The organism is Streptomyces sp. NPDC028368 (genome assembly GCF_055565615.1).
On the sequence record NZ_JBVHTY010000011.1, the window covers coordinates 54,392 to 70,764 of the forward strand.

General features: G+C 71.3%; 11 protein-coding genes. 10 read left to right on the forward strand and 1 reads right to left on the reverse strand.

Annotated elements, in window-relative coordinates:
- The first annotated feature begins 19 nt into the window (after positions 1 to 19).
- The 7 genes from ligA (at position 20) to ACZ4S3_RS24775 (ending at position 9,643) form a co-directional block, all read left to right on the forward strand.
- Positions 20 to 2,236, forward strand: a complete 2,217-nt coding sequence (gene ligA, locus ACZ4S3_RS24745) for an NAD-dependent DNA ligase LigA (RefSeq protein WP_467937691.1) — start codon at positions 20 to 22, stop codon at positions 2,234 to 2,236.
- Between the two features lie 156 nt (positions 2,237 to 2,392).
- Positions 2,393 to 4,501, forward strand: a complete 2,109-nt coding sequence (locus ACZ4S3_RS24750; protein ID WP_467937693.1) for a putative bifunctional diguanylate cyclase/phosphodiesterase — start codon at positions 2,393 to 2,395, stop codon at positions 4,499 to 4,501.
- A 465-nt stretch (positions 4,502 to 4,966) separates the two neighbouring features.
- Positions 4,967 to 5,263 (forward strand): Asp-tRNA(Asn)/Glu-tRNA(Gln) amidotransferase subunit GatC, encoded by a 297-nt coding sequence (gatC, locus tag ACZ4S3_RS24755; RefSeq protein WP_467937695.1) that lies wholly within the window; start codon positions 4,967 to 4,969, stop codon positions 5,261 to 5,263.
- A gap of 5 nt (positions 5,264 to 5,268) precedes the next feature.
- Complete coding sequence (gatA, locus tag ACZ4S3_RS24760) at positions 5,269 to 6,762, forward strand: Asp-tRNA(Asn)/Glu-tRNA(Gln) amidotransferase subunit GatA (RefSeq protein ID WP_467937697.1); 1,494 nt, start codon at positions 5,269 to 5,271, stop codon at positions 6,760 to 6,762.
- A complete protein-coding gene (locus tag ACZ4S3_RS24765) occupies positions 6,759 to 7,001 on the forward strand; it encodes a hypothetical protein (protein ID WP_393539992.1) in 243 nt (80 codons plus the stop codon). The genes gatA and ACZ4S3_RS24765 overlap by 4 nt, the downstream gene beginning before the upstream one ends.
- Positions 7,002 to 7,032: 31 nt before the next feature.
- Complete coding sequence (gatB, locus tag ACZ4S3_RS24770) at positions 7,033 to 8,541, forward strand: Asp-tRNA(Asn)/Glu-tRNA(Gln) amidotransferase subunit GatB (RefSeq protein WP_467937699.1); 1,509 nt, start codon at positions 7,033 to 7,035, stop codon at positions 8,539 to 8,541.
- Positions 8,542 to 8,740: 199 nt separating this feature from the next.
- Positions 8,741 to 9,643, forward strand: a complete 903-nt coding sequence (locus tag ACZ4S3_RS24775; RefSeq protein ID WP_467937701.1) for an LLM class F420-dependent oxidoreductase — start codon at positions 8,741 to 8,743, stop codon at positions 9,641 to 9,643.
- 37 nt (positions 9,644 to 9,680) lie between these two features.
- On the opposite strand, the gene ACZ4S3_RS24780 is transcribed toward ACZ4S3_RS24775, so the two are convergent.
- Positions 9,681 to 10,685 carry an aldo/keto reductase gene (locus ACZ4S3_RS24780; RefSeq protein WP_467937703.1) on the reverse strand — a complete coding sequence of 335 codons (1,005 nt, stop codon included), beginning with the start codon at positions 10,683 to 10,685 and terminating at the stop codon, positions 9,681 to 9,683.
- A 260-nt stretch (positions 10,686 to 10,945) separates the two neighbouring features.
- On the opposite strand from ACZ4S3_RS24780, the gene ACZ4S3_RS24785 reads away from it, so the two are divergent.
- The 3 genes from ACZ4S3_RS24785 (at position 10,946) to ACZ4S3_RS24795 (ending at position 16,242) form a co-directional block, all read left to right on the forward strand.
- Positions 10,946 to 13,054: a phosphocholine-specific phospholipase C gene (locus tag ACZ4S3_RS24785; RefSeq protein WP_467937704.1), complete on the forward strand. Its 2,109-nt coding sequence runs from the start codon at positions 10,946 to 10,948 to the stop codon at positions 13,052 to 13,054.
- A gap of 224 nt (positions 13,055 to 13,278) precedes the next feature.
- Entirely contained in the window at positions 13,279 to 15,540 is a 2,262-nt protein-coding gene (locus tag ACZ4S3_RS24790; protein ID WP_467937706.1) for an MMPL family transporter, read from the forward strand.
- Between the two features lie 96 nt (positions 15,541 to 15,636).
- Positions 15,637 to 16,242 carry a hypothetical protein gene (locus ACZ4S3_RS24795; RefSeq protein ID WP_467937708.1) on the forward strand — a complete coding sequence of 202 codons (606 nt, stop codon included), beginning with the start codon at positions 15,637 to 15,639 and terminating at the stop codon, positions 16,240 to 16,242.
- The last annotated feature ends 131 nt before the right edge of the window (positions 16,243 to 16,373 follow it).

Genomic DNA, 16,373 nt, shown 5'->3' on the forward strand with positions numbered 1-16,373 from the left:
ACCACGGGAGGACAAGACGGTGGCTGGCGAACAGCACGCAGCGGTATCCGATGTGCCCGCAGCGGCGCGGGAGAAGCACGCGCAGCTCGCTGAGCAGATCGAGGAGCATCGCTTCCGGTACTACGTGAAGGACGCCCCCGTCGTCAGCGACGCGGAGTTCGACAAGCTGCTGCGCTCCCTGGAAGCCCTGGAGGACGAGTATCCGCAGCTGCGCACCCCGGATTCGCCGACGCAGAAGGTGGCCGGGGCGTACGCCACGGAATTCACCGAGGTCGAGCACCGCGAGCGGATGCTTTCGCTCGACAACGCCTTCGACGACGAGGAGTTGGCGGCCTGGGCCGAGCGGATCGCGGGCGAGCTGGGCGGCGACCCCAAGAGCGCCGGCTATCACTTCCTGTGCGAGCTCAAGGTCGACGGCCTCGCCGTCAACCTCACCTACGAGCACGGCCGGCTGACCCGCGCCGCCACCCGTGGCGACGGCCGCACGGGCGAGGACATCACCCCCAACGTCCGTACGATCGCCGAGATCCCGCACCGCCTGAAGGGCGACCGGATCCCCGAGCTGGTCGAGGTGCGTGGGGAGGTCTACTTCCCGATGGAGAAGTTCCTCGAGCTCAACGAGCGCCTGGTGGCCGACGGGAAGCCGCCGTTCGCCAACCCCCGTAACGCCGCGGCCGGTTCACTGCGCCAGAAGGACCCCAAGGTCACCGCGAGCCGCCCGCTGCACATGGTCGTGCACGGCGTCGGCGCCCGTGAGGGCTTCGCCATCGACCGCCAGTCGCAGGCCTACGACCTGCTGCGGGAGTGGGGCCTGCCGACGGCCGCGCACAACACCGTCGTCGACTCCCTGGAGGCGGTGCGCGCGTTCATCGCCCACTACGGCAATCCCGTCACCCGCCGTACGGCCGTCGAGCACGAGATCGACGGCGTGGTCGTCAAGCTGGACGAGATCCCGCTCCAGGGGCGGCTGGGCTCCACCTCGCGGGCGCCGCGCTGGGCGATCGCCTGGAAGTACCCGCCGGAGGAGGTCAACACCAAGCTGGTGGACATCCGCGTCAGCGTCGGCCGCACGGGACGGGTCACGCCGTTCGCCGTCGTCGAGCCGGTCACCGTCGCCGGGTCCGAGGTGGAGTTCGCGACCCTGCACAACCAGGACGTGGTCAAGGCCAAGGGCGTCCTGATCGGGGACACCGTCGTGCTGCGCAAGGCGGGCGATGTCATCCCCGAGATCCTGGGCCCGGTCGTCGATCTGCGGGACGGCAGCGAGCGGGAGTTCGTGATGCCGGCCGAATGCCCCGAGTGCGGGACGGCGCTGCAGCCCGCCAAGGAAGGCGACATCGACCTGCGGTGCCCCAACGCCCGCGCCTGCCGCGGCCAGATCCGAGAGCGGCTGTTCTATCTGGCCGGCCGCAAATGCCTGGACATCGAGAATTTCGGCTATGTCGCGGCCACCGCGCTCAGCCAGCCCCTGGAGCCCGCCGAGCCGCCGCTGAAGGACGAGGGCGGCCTCTTCGACCTCTCCATCGAGCAGCTGCTGCCCATCAGGTCCTACGTCCTCGACCCCGACTCCGGCCTGCCCAAGCACGACCCGAAGACCGGTGAGGAAAAGATCGTCACCTTCTTCGCCAACCAGAAGGGCGAGCCGAAGAAGAACGCCCTGGCCATGCTGGAGAACATCCAGGCCGCCAAGCAGCGCCCGCTGGCCCGGGTCATCACGGGGCTGTCGATCCGCCATGTCGGCCCGGTGGCGGCGGAGGCGCTGGCGCGAGAGTTCCGCTCCATCGACCGCATCCGGGAGGCGAGCGAGGAAGAGCTGGCCGCCGTCGACGGCGTCGGAGCGACCATCGCCGCCTCGCTCAAGCAGTGGTTCGCCGAGGACTGGCACCAGCAGATCATCGAGCGCTGGCGGGCCGCCGGCGTCCGGATGGAGGAGGCGCACAAGGGCGAGGAAGGCCCGCGTCCGCTGGAAGGCGTCACCGTCGTCGTGACGGGCACACTTCAATCACACACCAGAGATGGCGCGAAAGAGGCCCTCCAGGCTCTCGGAGCGAAGGTGACCGGTTCCGTTTCGAAGAAGACCGGTTTCGTAGTGGTGGGTGACAACCCGGGTTCGAAGTACGACAAGGCCATGCAGTTGAAGGTGCCTGTGCTGGACGATGAAGGCTTCGCGGTGCTGCTGGAAGAGGGTCCCGAGGCGGCACGAGCGGTAGCGGTCACTCCGCCTGAGGAGGAGTGAGAAATCACCCCACTGGCGCATACCAGATGCGTCGGACAGGCCAGGTCGCATTCGGGCAACCGCTGCCGATCGCTGCCCGTAGTGGCCTTCCGGCGCCTACTGTTGAGGTGTGCGCCTGCCGTGGCGCGGGCACAGCCGGCTGTGAGAGGGATCGGAATGAAACCGACCGACAGCGCCGCTCCGGCGTCGCGGCTCCAGCGGTTCGTCGTGCCCGCGCTGCCCGCGACCATCCTCATCGTGGCGGGCCTGGCGCTCGCCACGGGCGTCATCCACACCCTCGGCAACGGTGATGCGCTCTTCCCGGGGGGCCCCGTCGGCTGGTCGCTGGCGATCCTCACGGGCGTCATCGTCGGCCACCTGGTCGCCCTCGGCCGGGACCGCTGGTGGGGCGGCACCGGCTCCGGCGCCGCCCTCGCCCTTGCCGTACTGCTCCTGTACGGCTGGGTGCCCGCCACCCTCGTCAGCCTCGCGGTCGTCGTCCTGGTCGGCGCCGCCCGCAGACACCGGTGGCGACAGGCCGTGCTGCACGGCGCCGTGGACATCATCGGCATCGGCGTCGCCGCGCTCGGCCTGGCCGTGTTGGGCGTCGACGCCACCGTCCGCCTCCCCTGGCACCCGCAGGCCTGGGACCTGTCCGTACTCCCCGAAGTCCTCACCGCGGCCGGCGTCTATCTCCTCGTCAGCCGCGCCCTGCTCTGGTTCACGCTGGCGCCGCGCACCGGCGGCCTGCCCACCATCGCCCGAACGGCCGTGGTGCGGCAGGTTCTCGTGGGCATCGCCCTGCTCGGTATCTCCCCGCTGATCGCCGTCTGCGCCGTCCACGCGCCGCTGCTGCTGCCGCTGTTCGCCGTACCGCTCATCGCGCTGGACTCCACCCTGTGGATCGCCCGCGCCCGCGCCGAGGAGCAACTGCGCGACCCGCTCACCGGCCTGCCCAACCGTCAGTGGCTGCTGGAGCGCACCTGGACGGCGCTGGACGAGGCCGAGCGGGTCGGCGTCCGCTCCGCCCTGGTCCTCATCGACCTGGACCGCTTCCGCTCCGTCAACGACACCCTCGGCCATCTCGCCGGCGACCGCCTGCTGCTGCAGATCGCCGACCGGCTGCGGCACGCCCTGCCGCGCGGCGCCGAGGCGGCCCGGCTCGGCGGCGACGAGTTCGCCGTCCTCCTGCCCACCACCGACTCCCTCACCAGCTCCCAGCGGGTGGCGCGCAACCTCGTCGCCGCCCTGGGCTCCCCTCTGGACCTCGACGGTCTGACCCTCGTACTGGAAGCCAGCGCGGGGGTCGCCGTCTTCCCCGACCACGCCCTCGATGCCGAAGGGCTGCTGCGCCGCGCCGATGTGGCGATGTACCAGGCCAAGCGGGACCGCAGCGGAGTGGAGCTCTACGAGGCCAAGCGGGACGGCAACACCCCCGACCGGCTCGGCCTGTTGGGGGACCTGCGCCGCGCCCTGGACGCCGGCGACGTCGAGCTGCACTACCAGCCCAAGGTCGGCTTCGACGGGCATGTCGCCGGGCTGGAGGCACTGGTCCGCTGGGTACACCCGGACCGCGGCAGAGTGCCACCGGACGAATTCATCGCCATCGCGGAGTCGTCCGGACTCATGCCACGGCTGACGGAGTACGTCCTGGAGACCGCCCTCGCCCAGGTGGCGCGCTGGCGCGCGATGGGCCTCGAGGTGCCCGTCGCGGTCAATGTCTCCCCCCGCGATGTGCACTCCCCGGGGTTCGCGGGCGCCGTCGCCGCACGGCTGGCCCGACATCGGGTCCCGCCGGGCGCCCTCCAGCTGGAGATAACCGAACATGTCCTCCTGGAGGATCCGCAGCGCGCCGCCGACACCCTCGCCGGGCTCACCGCCCACGGCGTGAAGATGTCCCTCGACGACTTCGGCACCGGCTACTCCTCCCTCGTCCATCTGCGGCGCCTCCCGGTCAGCGAGCTCAAGATCGACCGCTCGTTCGTGGCCCGGCTGGCCGTCGACAACGAGGACGCCGAGATCGTCCGCTGCACCCTCGACCTCGCCCACTCCCTCGGCCTCCTGGTCGTCGCCGAAGGCGTCGAGGACGACGAGACCTGGGAGCGGCTGCGGGACCTGGGCTGCGACGCCGTACAGGGCTGGCTGGTGGCCGCCGCGATGCCGCCGGACGAGACCACGGCCTGGCTACGGGCCCGCGGCGAGCACGGCTGGCACCGCGAATCGGAGACGACCGCCCTGGCGGCGGAGAAGGCAGCCAAGAGCCCTTCGGGACAGGTCCTGAACTGACGACCCGGCCATCGGCCGTCCCGTGTCCCCGCTCCGAAGATCCCTCGCAGGACCAGCCCGAGCACGACCAGCCCCAGCAGGACCCGCCCTCGCAGGACCGGCCACCACAGGATCCGCCGCAGGATCCGCCACCACAGAACCCGCCCGGAGACCCCGGCGCGTCCGACTCCTCCGAAGCGCCCGAACCCGCGCCCGAACCCGGCACCGGCGGCCCCGAAGCCGAGGAAGCGCGCCCGGACCCGCAGCCCGAGTAGCGGGGTCCGCCGGGCCCCGTACCGTCCTCGCCCCGCCCTTCCGGCCCCGTTCCGCGGAATGCATTTCGGACAGCTCTCCCGTACGCCATAGGATTGGGCCGGAAAAGTTCACAGGAGCACCGGAGCATTCGCCAGAACACTCCACGCGGAACCCGCCACCTGGAACATCCCGCCCAGAACACTCCGCCCCAGAACACCAGAGGATCGCTGCATGCCTGGCATCACGCGCGAGGAGGTCGCCCACCTCGCCCGGCTGGCACGTCTGGAGCTGAAGGCCGAAGAGCTCGACCACTTCGCCACGCAGCTCGACGACATCATCGGCGCGGTCGCCCGCGTCTCCGAGGTCGCCGACCAAGACGTACCGCCGACCTCCCACCCGCTGCCCCTGACCAACGTCATGCGGCTGGACGAGGTCCGTCCGTCGCTGACCCCCGAGCAGGCGCTCTCCGGCGCCCCGGCCCAGGAGCAGCAGCGTTTCAAGGTGCCGCAGATCCTGGGGGAGGAGTGACCGACATGGCTGACCTGATCAAGCTCACCGCCGCCGAGATCGCGGCGAAGATCTCCGCCGGCGAGATCACCGCCGTCGAGGTGACCGAGGCCCACCTGGCCCGCATCGAAGCCGTCGACGAGAAGGTGCACGCCTTCTTGCACATCGACCGCGAGGGCGCGCTCGCCCAGGCCCGCGCCGTGGACGAGAAGAAGGCCCGCGGCGAGAAGCTCGGCCCGCTGGCCGGCGTCCCGCTCGCGCTCAAGGACATCTTCACGACGGAGGGGATCCCCACCACCGTCGGCTCGAAGATCCTCGAGGGCTGGATCCCGCCGTACGACGCGACGCTGACCAAGAAGCTCAAGGCGGCCGACGTCGTCATCCTCGGCAAGACCAACATGGACGAGTTCGCCATGGGGTCCTCGACGGAGAACAGTGCCTACGGGCCGACCGGCAACCCCTGGGACCTGACCAAGATCCCCGGCGGCTCCGGCGGCGGCTCCTCCGCCGCCCTCGCCTCCTTCCAGGCCCCGCTCGCCATCGGCACGGACACCGGCGGCTCCATCCGCCAGCCCGCCGCCGTCACCGGCACGGTCGGCGTCAAGCCCACCTACGGCGGCGTCTCGCGCTACGGCATGGTCGCCTTCTCGTCCTCCCTCGACCAGGGCGGCCCCTGCGCCCGTACGGTCCTGGACGCGGCGCTGCTGCACGAGGCCATCGCCGGCCACGACCCGCTGGACTCCACCTCCATCGACGCGCCGGTCCCGCCGGTCGTCGAGGCGGCCCGCAACGGCAGCGTCGAGGGCATGCGCGTCGGCGTCGTCAAGCAGTTCCGCGGCGAGGGCTACCAGGCCGGCGTCATCCAGCGCTTCGACGAGTCGGTCGCGCTGATGAAGGAGCTGGGCGCCGAGATCGTCGAGCTGGACTGTCCGTCCTTCGACCTGGCGCTGTCCGCGTACTACCTGATCGCGCCGTCCGAGTGCTCCTCCAACCTGGCCCGCTTCGACGCCATGCGCTACGGCATGCGGGTCGGCGACGACGGCACCAAGTCCGCCGAGGACGTCACGGCACTGACCCGCGAGGCCGGCTTCGGCGACGAGGTCAAGCGCCGGATCATCCTCGGCACGTACGCGCTCAGCTCCGGCTACTACGACGCGTACTACGGCAGCGCCCAGAAGGTCCGCACCCTGATCACGCGCGACTTCGAGAAGGCCTTCGAGCAGGTCGACGTGATCATCTCGCCGACCACGCCGACCACCGCCTTCCCGATCGGTGAGCGCAGCGACGACCCGATGGCGATGTACCTCGCCGACGTGTGCACGATCCCCACCAACCTGGCAGGCAACGCAGCCATGTCGCTGCCCTGTGGACTGGCCCCCGAGGACGGGCTGCCGGTGGGTCTGCAGATCATCGCTCCTGCCATGGCCGACGACCGGCTCTACAAGGTCGGTGCCGCGGTCGAGGCCGCGTTCACCGCCAAGTGGGGTCATCCGCTGCTCGAGGAGGCACCTGCACTGTGAGTGGAAAGCTTGCCAAGGCCAAAGGCTTCAAGAAGTCCAAGCCCGGTACGTACCTGTCCATCGGCACCACGCTGTTCGGCGCGGTGAGCGTCGTCAAGCAGGCGAAGAAGGCCCGGACGGAGCAGGACACGCTCCAGCTGGTCGACGCCGTCGTCTCCGCCGCCGCCATCGTCACCGGTGTCGCCCTGCTCATCCGCGAACTGCGTCGTCTGGGCGACGACGACGTCCTCGCGGGCTGAGCGGCGCCGGACCTGAGAGGTTAGTTTCACCGTGACTGTCACCGACCTGGTGTCGTACGAGGACGCGCTGGCCACCTATGACCCCGTGATGGGGCTCGAGGTGCATGTCGAACTCGGCACCAAGACCAAGATGTTCTGCGGGTGTTCCACCACCCTGGGCGCGGACGCCAACTCGCAGACCTGCCCCACCTGCCTGGGCCTGCCCGGCTCGCTGCCGGTCGTCAACGCGATCGGCGTCGAGTCCGCCATCAAGATCGGCCTGGCCCTGAACTGCTCGATCGCCGAGTGGTGCCGCTTCGCCCGGAAGAACTACTTCTATCCGGACATGCCGAAGAACTTCCAGACCTCCCAGTACGACGAGCCGATCGCCTTCGACGGTTACCTCGACGTACAGCTGGAGGACGGCGAGGTCTTCCGGGTGCAGATCGAGCGCGCCCACATGGAGGAGGACACCGGCAAGTCGACGCACGTCGGCGGTGCCACCGGCCGTATCCACGGCGCCCGGCACTCGCTCCTGGACTACAACCGCGCCGGCATCCCGCTCATCGAGATCGTCACCAAGCCCATCGAGGGCGCGGGCGAGCGGGCCCCCGAGGTCGCCAAGGCGTACGTCGCCGAGCTGCGCGAGCTCATCAAGGCGCTGGGCGTCTCCGAGGCCCGTATGGAGCAGGGCCAGATGCGCTGCGACGTGAACCTGTCGCTGCGCCCCAACGGCACCGAGAAGTTCGGCACCCGCAGCGAGACCAAGAACGTCAACTCGCTGCGCTCCGTGGAGCGTGCGGCCCGCTTCGAGATCCAGCGGCACGCCGCCGTGCTCTCCTCGGGCGGCACCATCGTCCAGGAGACCCGGCACTTCCATGAGGAGGACGGCTCCACGACGGCCGGCCGCATCAAGGACAACGCCGAGGACTACCGCTACTTCCCCGAGCCGGACCTGGTGCCGGTGGCCCCCGCGCGCGAGTGGGTCGAGGAACTGCGGGCGGGCCTGCCCGAGCTTCCGCGCCTACGCCGTAACCGGCTGCGCGAGGAGTGGGGCATCTCCGAGCACGACATGCAGTCGATCCTCAACGCCGGTGCGGTCGACCTGATCACCGCCACCGTCGACGCCGGCGCGGACTCCGCCTCGGCCCGTAAGTGGTGGATGGGCGAGCTGGCCCGTCGTGCCAACGAGGACGGCGTGGACCTCGCCGCCCTGCCGATCACGCCCGAGCAGGTCGCCCGGGTCACCGCGCTGGTCGCCGAGGGTTCCCTCAACGACAAGCTGGCCCGCCAGGCCATCGAGGGTGTGCTGGCCGGCGAGGGCGACCCCGACACGGTCGTCGAAAAGCGCGGCCTGAAGGTCGTCTCCGACGAGGGCGCCCTGGGCACCGCCGTCGACGAGGCGATCGCCGCCAACGCCGCCATCGCCGACAAGATCCGCGGCGGCAAGGTGGCCGCGGCCGGCGCCCTGGTCGGTGCGGTCATGAAGGCGACCCGCGGCCAGGCGGACGCGGCCCGGGTGCGCGAGCTCATCTTGGAGCGGCTGGGCGTCGAGGGCTGACGCACCACTGATCCGATAGCGCGAAGCGGCCGTCCTCCTCCGGGAGGGCGGCCGCTTCGCTGTTCCCCCACCTGCTGATTCCCCCACCCGATTGGCCCGGCCCGGGAATGCCGGGGTGCGCCGCCGTGCTGTGATCAAGGAGAGGCACCGCCGCCGCCGGCGCGGGCGGGGCCACCACACCTCAGCCAGTGGAGGAACGGTGCAGCAGCACGCTCTTGCTTCGCGGATCGGCCGGGTCGGTGTCTGGCACGGCGGGCTCGGCCGGGTCTCGGCGGCCACCGGCCGCCAGGCGGCGGCCGAGATCGAGCAACTGGGCTACGGCGCGCTGTGGTTCGGGGAGTCACCCGGTACGGAGGCGGTCAGCCGGGCCGCTCTGTTGCTGGCCGCCACCGAGCGGATCACCGTCGCCACCGGCATCGCCAACATCTGGGTCCGCGACGCGTCCGCCGCGAGCGCCGCCGCGCACACCCTCGCCGAAGCGTACGACGGCCGCTTCCTGCTCGGCCTGGGCGCGAGCCACGCCCCGACCGTCGCCCGGCGGGGCCACACCTACGCCAAGCCGCTCGCGGTCATGCGCGAGTACCTCGACGCGATGGACGCGGCCCCGTTCGACGGCCCGGAGGCCGGCCCCGCGCCGGAGCGGGTGCTGGCGGCGCTCGGCCCGAAGATGCTGGAGCTGGCCAGGGACCGCGCGGCCGGCGCCCACCCGTACTTCGTTCCGCCCGAGCACACCGCCCGCGCCCGTGAGGCCCTCGGCACCGGCCCGCTGCTCGCCCCTGAACAGGCCGTACTCCTGGAGTCCGACCCCGCGACGGCCCGTTCCTCGGCCCGCGAACACCACATGCACTTCTACCTGCAGCTGCCGAACTACACCGGCAACCTGCGCCGGCTCGGCTTCGGCGACGACGATTTCAAGGACGGCGGCAGCGACCGGCTGGTCGACGCGATCGTCGCCTGGGGAGACGTGGACGCGATCCGCCGCCGCGTCCAGGAACACCACGATGCGGGCGCCGACCACGTGGCCATTCAGCCGGTGGCCCCGAACCGCGGCCTGGGCCTCGGCCAACTCCGGGAGCTGGCACCGGCGTTGCTGGAGGGATGAGCTGCCGCATCCCGCTCTGCGCCGGCCCCGGCCGGTATCAGTGGCCCAGCCGCTCCAGGGCGGCGAGCGGGTAGCGTTCCCCGGCCACGGAGCCGTCGGGCACGACGGCGCGGAGCCGGTCCGCCCCTTCCGGGCCGAGCGCGATGCCGGCCGCGGCCACGTTCTCCTCCAGATAGGCGCAGCGCTTGGTGCCGGGGATCGGCACGATGTCCTCGCCCTGGGCGAGCAGCCAGGCGAGGACGGCCTGTGCCGGGGTGCAGCCGAGGGCGGCGGCGGTGGTACGAAGGGCCCGGACGAGGCGCAGGTTGCGGTCGATGTTCTCCTCGGAGAACCGCGGCCACCGGCGCCGGGCGTCCTCGGCGACGAGGTCGTCGCGTGACGTCAGCGCGCCGGTCAGCATCCCGCGTCCGAGCGGCGAGTACGCGACGACGCCGATGCCCAGCTCCCGGCAGGTCGCCAGCATCTCGCCTTCCAGGACGTCGCGTGTGAAGAGGGAGTACTCCAGCTGTACGGCGCTGATGGGATGCACGGCGTGCGCCCGGCGCAGCGTCCGCGGGCTCACCTCGCTGAGGCCGAGGTGGCGTACGGTGCCCGCCGCGACCAGTTCAGCCATCGCGCCGACCGTCTCCTCGATGGGGACGGCCGGATCACGGCGGTGCAGGTAGTAGAGGTCGATACGGTCCGTACCGAGGCGGCGCAGCGAGGCCTGGCACGCCTCGCGCACCCAGGCGGCCGAGCCGTCGACCGCGTTGACCCGCCCCGTGGCGTCATCGTGCCGCAGCCCGAACTTGGTCGCCACGACCAGACCGTCCCGCTGCGCGGCCGTACGGCCGCGCAGCCAGCGCCCGACGAACTCCTCGTTGGCGCCCCGCCCGTAGGCGTCCGCGGTGTCCAGCAGGGTCACGCCCAGCTCGCTCGCGCGGTCGAGGGCTCGCAGGGATTCGGTGTCGTCCGGGACGCCGTACGAGGTGGACATCCCCATGCAGCCGAGGCCGAGCGCGCCGACGCCCGGCCCGTCGGTACCGAGCCGACGGTGCTTCATCCTCGCCCCCCAAGCAGGCTGATGCTGTCTTCAGGTGTGAGTGCCTGCGATCGCAGCATCCCATACTCCTGTTGGAGCACACCGGCCTCGTTCGGGACATCGAGGCGCGGCGGCAGACCCAGCGTTCCCAAAGTTGTCACTCCGGTACCTATCGCCCGTCACGGTGGTCCACTACCGTCCCCGTCGCACCAACTCAATGGGCTGGGTCAAGACCATTGACCGAGTGGCTGGCTGAGTGATCGTCGACTGGGAGGTCGGGCGTGGCACCTGAGATATCTCGCAGACGGGTACTGGGAGTTGGCGCGGCGGCGGGCGCGGCGATGGCCGGCTCGCTGCTGCCGCCGTCGTTGCAGCAGGCGCTGGCGGACGACGAGGCACGGCCGGGACGGGGCGGCGGCGGGCTCAAGGACATCAGGCATGTGGTCGTGCTGATGCAGGAGAACCGTTCGTTCGACCACTACTTCGGGATGCTGCGTGGCGTGCGCGGCTACGCCGACCGCAACGCGATCGAACTGCCCGGCGGCAGGAGCGTCTACGAACAGCCGGGGCTGCTGGGCTTCGGACATGTCCTGCCCTTCTCGGTGCGCGAGGCGGCCGCGGCGCAGAAGAAGGACCTGCAGTACATCGGGGCGCTGGACCACGGCTGGGAGGGCGGGGCGACGGCGTGGAACGGCGGCTGGATGAACAACTGGGTCACCGCCAAGACCGCCGCCACCATGGCGCACTACGACCGCCAGGACGTCCCGCTGCACTACGAGCTCGCGGACACCTTCACCATCTGCGACGCGTACCACAGCGCCATCCACTCCTCCACCAGCCCCAACCGCAACCACCTGGTGAGCGGCTGGACGGGCTACGAGCCCAACGGCAAGCGGGCCGTCGGCAACGACGCGTACGAGGAGGACACCCACACCGGCTACACGTGGACGACGTACCCGGAGCGGCTGGAGAAGGCCGGGCACAGCTGGCAGGTCTACCAGGAGTGGGACAACTTCACCGACAACAACCTGGAGTTCTATGCGAGCTTCAAGGCAGTGGCGAGGAAAGCCCTGGTGAAGGTGGACGGGGTGCACACCATGACCGCCTTCTACGGGAAGGTGGCCGGGGCCGACGAGGCCGGGCGCAAGCGGCTGCAGGGGCTGCTGGAGGAGGGCGTCAAGGGGCTGAACCGCGCCGAGCGCAGCCTGTTCGAGCGGGCGTTGCGGCGCGGTGAGCCGGACAGCACGGCGACGGCCTTCGCCGCCGATGTGGCGAGCGGCCAACTGCCGGAGGTGTCGTACATCGTCCCGTCGGCCGCGGACTCCGAGCACCCGGGGTCGTCGTCGCCGGTCGAGAGCGCCACCATCGTCTACAAGGTGCTGGACGCCCTGGGCAAGAACCCTGACGTCTGGCGGCACACCGCGCTCTTCCTGACGTACGACGAGAACGACGGCTTCTTCGACCACGTGCCGCCGCCGGTGCCGCCCGCCGGGACGGACGGGGAATTCTGGGACGGGAAGCCCACCGGACTGGGCATGCGGGTGCCGATGATCGTCATCTCGCCGTGGACGGTCGGCGGCTACGCCTGCTCGCAGGTCTTCGACCACACCTCCCTCACCCGGTTCCTGGAGAAGTGGACGGGGGTGAAAGAGCCGAACATCGGCGCCTGGCGGCGGACCGTGTGCGGGGATCTGACCGGCGCCTTCGACTTCTCGCGCGGGCGCCGGCAGCCGGCGGTGCCGCAGCCGGGGGCGATCCCGCAGTTCAGCGGACGGTGGGCGCCGCGGCCGCCGCTGGAGCAGGCGCTGCCCCGGCAGGAGAGCGGCAGCCGCCCGGCCCGCCCGCTGCCGTACCAGCCGGACGCCGACGGCGGTTTCGACCCGGGGGCCGCGGTTTTCCGGATGGCCCTGCGCAACGCCGGGAAGGCCTCCGCGCACTTCGCGCTCTACCCGTACGCGAAGGAGTACGACGTGCCGCAGCACCGCGATGTGCGGGGGGCGGCGGAGTGGGAGGTGCCGGTCAAGGGCGGCGCCTACCGCTTCACGGTGACCGGGCCGAACGGGTTCCGGCGGGAGTTCGGCGGTACGGGCCGGGGTGCGGCGGCGGACGTCAAGATCAGTACATGGATCGACGCCGGGCGGCGGGAGCTCCATCTGACCCTCGTCAACCACGGCGGCGGCGATCTGACCTGCACCCTCACACCGCTGGCGGATGCGGACACCGCGCCGCGCACGGTGAAGGTAGGGGCCGGCAGCACCCGTACCGTCGCGCATGAGACCGCGGACGCGCACGGCTGGTACGACCTCGCGCTCACGGTCGCCGAGGACGTGTCCTTTCGCCGCAGGCTGATGGGGCATGTGGAGAACGGCGAGGAGTCGATCACCGGCTGAGGCGGGGCGGCGGCCGGCGGGACGCGTTCCCTATTCCCGTCTCTTTGTGGGGAAATCCACAAAGAGGTCTAAGGATCTTTTCGGGCTGACACTCTGCTCTGTCAGGTGGGCTCGCCGCTCCATCGCCGGCAGCGGCGGGCCCGCCCCGTACCCGTACATCCGCGCTCGGCACCACCCGCCACCCGGGAGTTATCGACGCTCGACCCGGGAAGCAGACGAGGTCCGTGACCGCTCTGGCTCGGTGGTGTTTCAGGCGCCGCATCGTGGTGATCGTTCTCTGGCTCGCCGCCTTCGCGGGGGTCGCGGCCGCCGCGGGGGTGATGGGATCCGCGTACTCGACCGATTACGAGGTTCCCGGGACCGAATCCGGACAGGCCGCCGCCCTGATGGCGAAGGCCTTCCCCGGGCAGTCCGGGGACAGCGACACCCTCGTCTGGCATACGGATGCGGGCTCGGTACGGGCCGGCGCGGTCAAGGAGCGGATGACGCACACCCTGCGGAAGGTCGCCGCGCTGCCCGGGGTCGCCGAGGTGCACGGCCCGTACGGCCGGCCGGGCGACGGCTCCCGCCATGCGTCGGGGACCGGCGAAGGCGCCCGGCAGATCAGCAAGGACAGGCACACCGCCTACGCCTCCGTCGTCTTCGACCGGCCGGCCGACGAGCTGCGCGCCGGCCAGGTCAAAAAGGTCGTGGACACCGCGCAGGCCGCCTCCGGCGACGGCCTCCAGGTGGAGCTGGGCGGCGCCGGGATCGCACTGACCCAGGCGCCGCGCGCCCAACTGCCGGAAATCATCGGGCTGGGCGCGGCGGCCGTGGTGCTGTTCCTCGCCTTCGGCTCGCTCGCCGCGACCTTCCTGCCGATCATCACCGCGCTGGTCGCCGTCGGCACCGCCTCGGCCGGTATCACCCTGCTCGGCCACGCCATGACCGTCGCCGACTTCGCGCCCATGCTGGGCATGCTCATCGGCCTCGGCGTCGGCATCGACTACGCGCTGTTCATCGTCACCCGGCACCGCAAGGGACTGCGAGCGGGACTGTCCGTCCAGGAGGCCGCCGAACGGGCCGTGTCGGTGTCCGGGCGGGCGGTCGTCTTCGCCGGGGCCACCGTCTGTATCGCGCTGCTCGGCATGCTGATCCTGCGGCTGAGCTTCCTCAACGGCGTCGCCCTCGCCGCCTCGCTCACCGTCGTCCTCACCGTCGCCGCCTCCGTCACCCTGCTGCCCGCGCTGCTCGGGCTGATCGGGATGCGGGCGCTCAGCCGCCGCGAGCGCCGGCGGCTGGCCGAGCGCGGCCCGCGGCCCGAGCAGGCCACCGGCATCGCCGCTCGCTGGGCTTCCTTCGTCGAGCGCCACCCCAAGCTGCTGGGGGTGACCGCGGCCGCCGTCATGGCCGTCCTCGCCCTGCCCGCCTTCGGCCTCCACCTGGGCACCTCCGACCAGGGCAATGACCCGGCCACGTCGACGACCCGTAAGGCGTACGACCTGCTGGCGGGTGGCGGCGCAGACGGGGGCGGCTTCGGGCCCGGGTTCAACGGACCGCTGACGCTGGTCGGCAGCCTGGACGGCCCCAAGGACCGGCTGGCCTTCGACCGGCTGCCGCGGGAGCTGCGGGAGACGCCGGGCGTCACCCAGGTCAGCGGCCCCGAGTTCGACGGCAGCCGCAGCACCGGCGTGATCACCGTCGTACCGGCCGGCTCACCGCAGTCCCGGCAGACCTCCGACCTCGTGCATCGCCTGCGCACCGACGTCCTCCCGGACGCCGCGGACGGGACGACCATGCGGGTGCACGTCGGCGGCATCACCGCGAGCTACGACGACTTCGCCTCCGTCATCGTCGGCAAGCTGCCGCTCTTCGTCGGCGTCGTCATCGCGCTCGGCTCGATCCTGCTGCTGCTCGCCTTCCGGAGCATCGGCATCCCCCTGAAGGCCGCCCTGATGAACATCGCGGCGGTCGCCTCGTCCTTCGGGATCGTCGTCGCGATCTTCCAGTGGGGGTGGGGGAGCGAGCTGCTCGGGCTGGGCAGCGCCGGGCCGATCGAGCCGTTCCTGCCGGTCATCATGGTCTCGGTGCTCTTCGGGCTGTCCATGGACTACCAGGTGTTCCTGGTGTCCCGGATGTACGAGGAGTGGCAGCTGACGCACGACAACCGCCGCGCGGTACGGGTCGGCCTCGCCGAGACCAGCCGGGTGATCAACTCCGCGGCGGTCATCATGATCGCGGTGTTCGCGGCGTTCATCCTCAGCGGCGACCGGATCATCGCGATGTTCGGCATCGGGCTGGCCGCGGCCGTCGCCCTGGATGCCTTTGTGCTCCGTACGCTGCTGGTCCCCGCCCTGATGCACCTGCTCGGCGGCGCCAACTGGTGGCTGCCCGCCTGGCTGGAGCGCCGACTGCCCCGGATCAGCATCGAACCGCCACCGGAAAGCAACGATCCGGTCGCGGTCCCCGGCCCGCGGGACGGGGACAATCCCCTGGTCAGGGTGTAGGAGACCGGACGCACCCGGGGGCGTGCCGCGGCGTGCCGCCCGGCCCGGGAGTCCCCTCTCATCGGACTCTCAGACACGGCACCTACGGTCGCGCCCATGGGAACGACGACTACGGACAAGCGCACCGACGACGAGACCGCCCCGGAGGCGGACGCGGCCAAGGAGACCGCCACTCACAGCGCCACCGGCACGAGCACCGAACCCGAGGCTGCGGTCCCTGCCGAGGCCGATGACACCACGGACCGGGAGGCCGGCACTGAGGCGGCCGGTACCGAGGCCGCCGACGACACCGGGGACGGCGCCGACCGGCCCGCCATCGGGGTCGCCGCCGGTGCCGGTGCCGTGGTGGCCGCGGGGCTGGGACTTGCCTCCCTCACCGGCACCTGGCTCGGCACCCTGATGGCCGAGCGGCAGACCCTCCTGGGCCAGATCAAGCTCCAGTCGGGCAAGGCCACCGACCAGATCTCCGCCGTCTACGGCACCCCCTGGCACACCACCGCCCTGGTCAACGGCGTCTTCGCACTGCTCGCCGTGATCGTCGCCGCGGTGGTGCTGACCCGGCCGCGCGCCACCTGGGTACGGGCCGTCGCCTGGGGCGCACTGGCCCTCGGCGTGCTCGGACTGTTCATCTCGGCGGGCATGTACCTCGACCTGTTCGCGAGCCTGCCCAGCATCCCTAAGGGCGCCGCGCCCGGCGCCTGAGTCCCGTACGCCGGACGGCGCCGGTCTCTAAGTCCCCTACGGGCCGCCCCGGCGGTTTCTAAGTCCCCTGCGGGCCGCCCCGCGGGGTTCTAAGTCCCGTACGGGCAAGGAGATCGGGCACTCTCCCGATG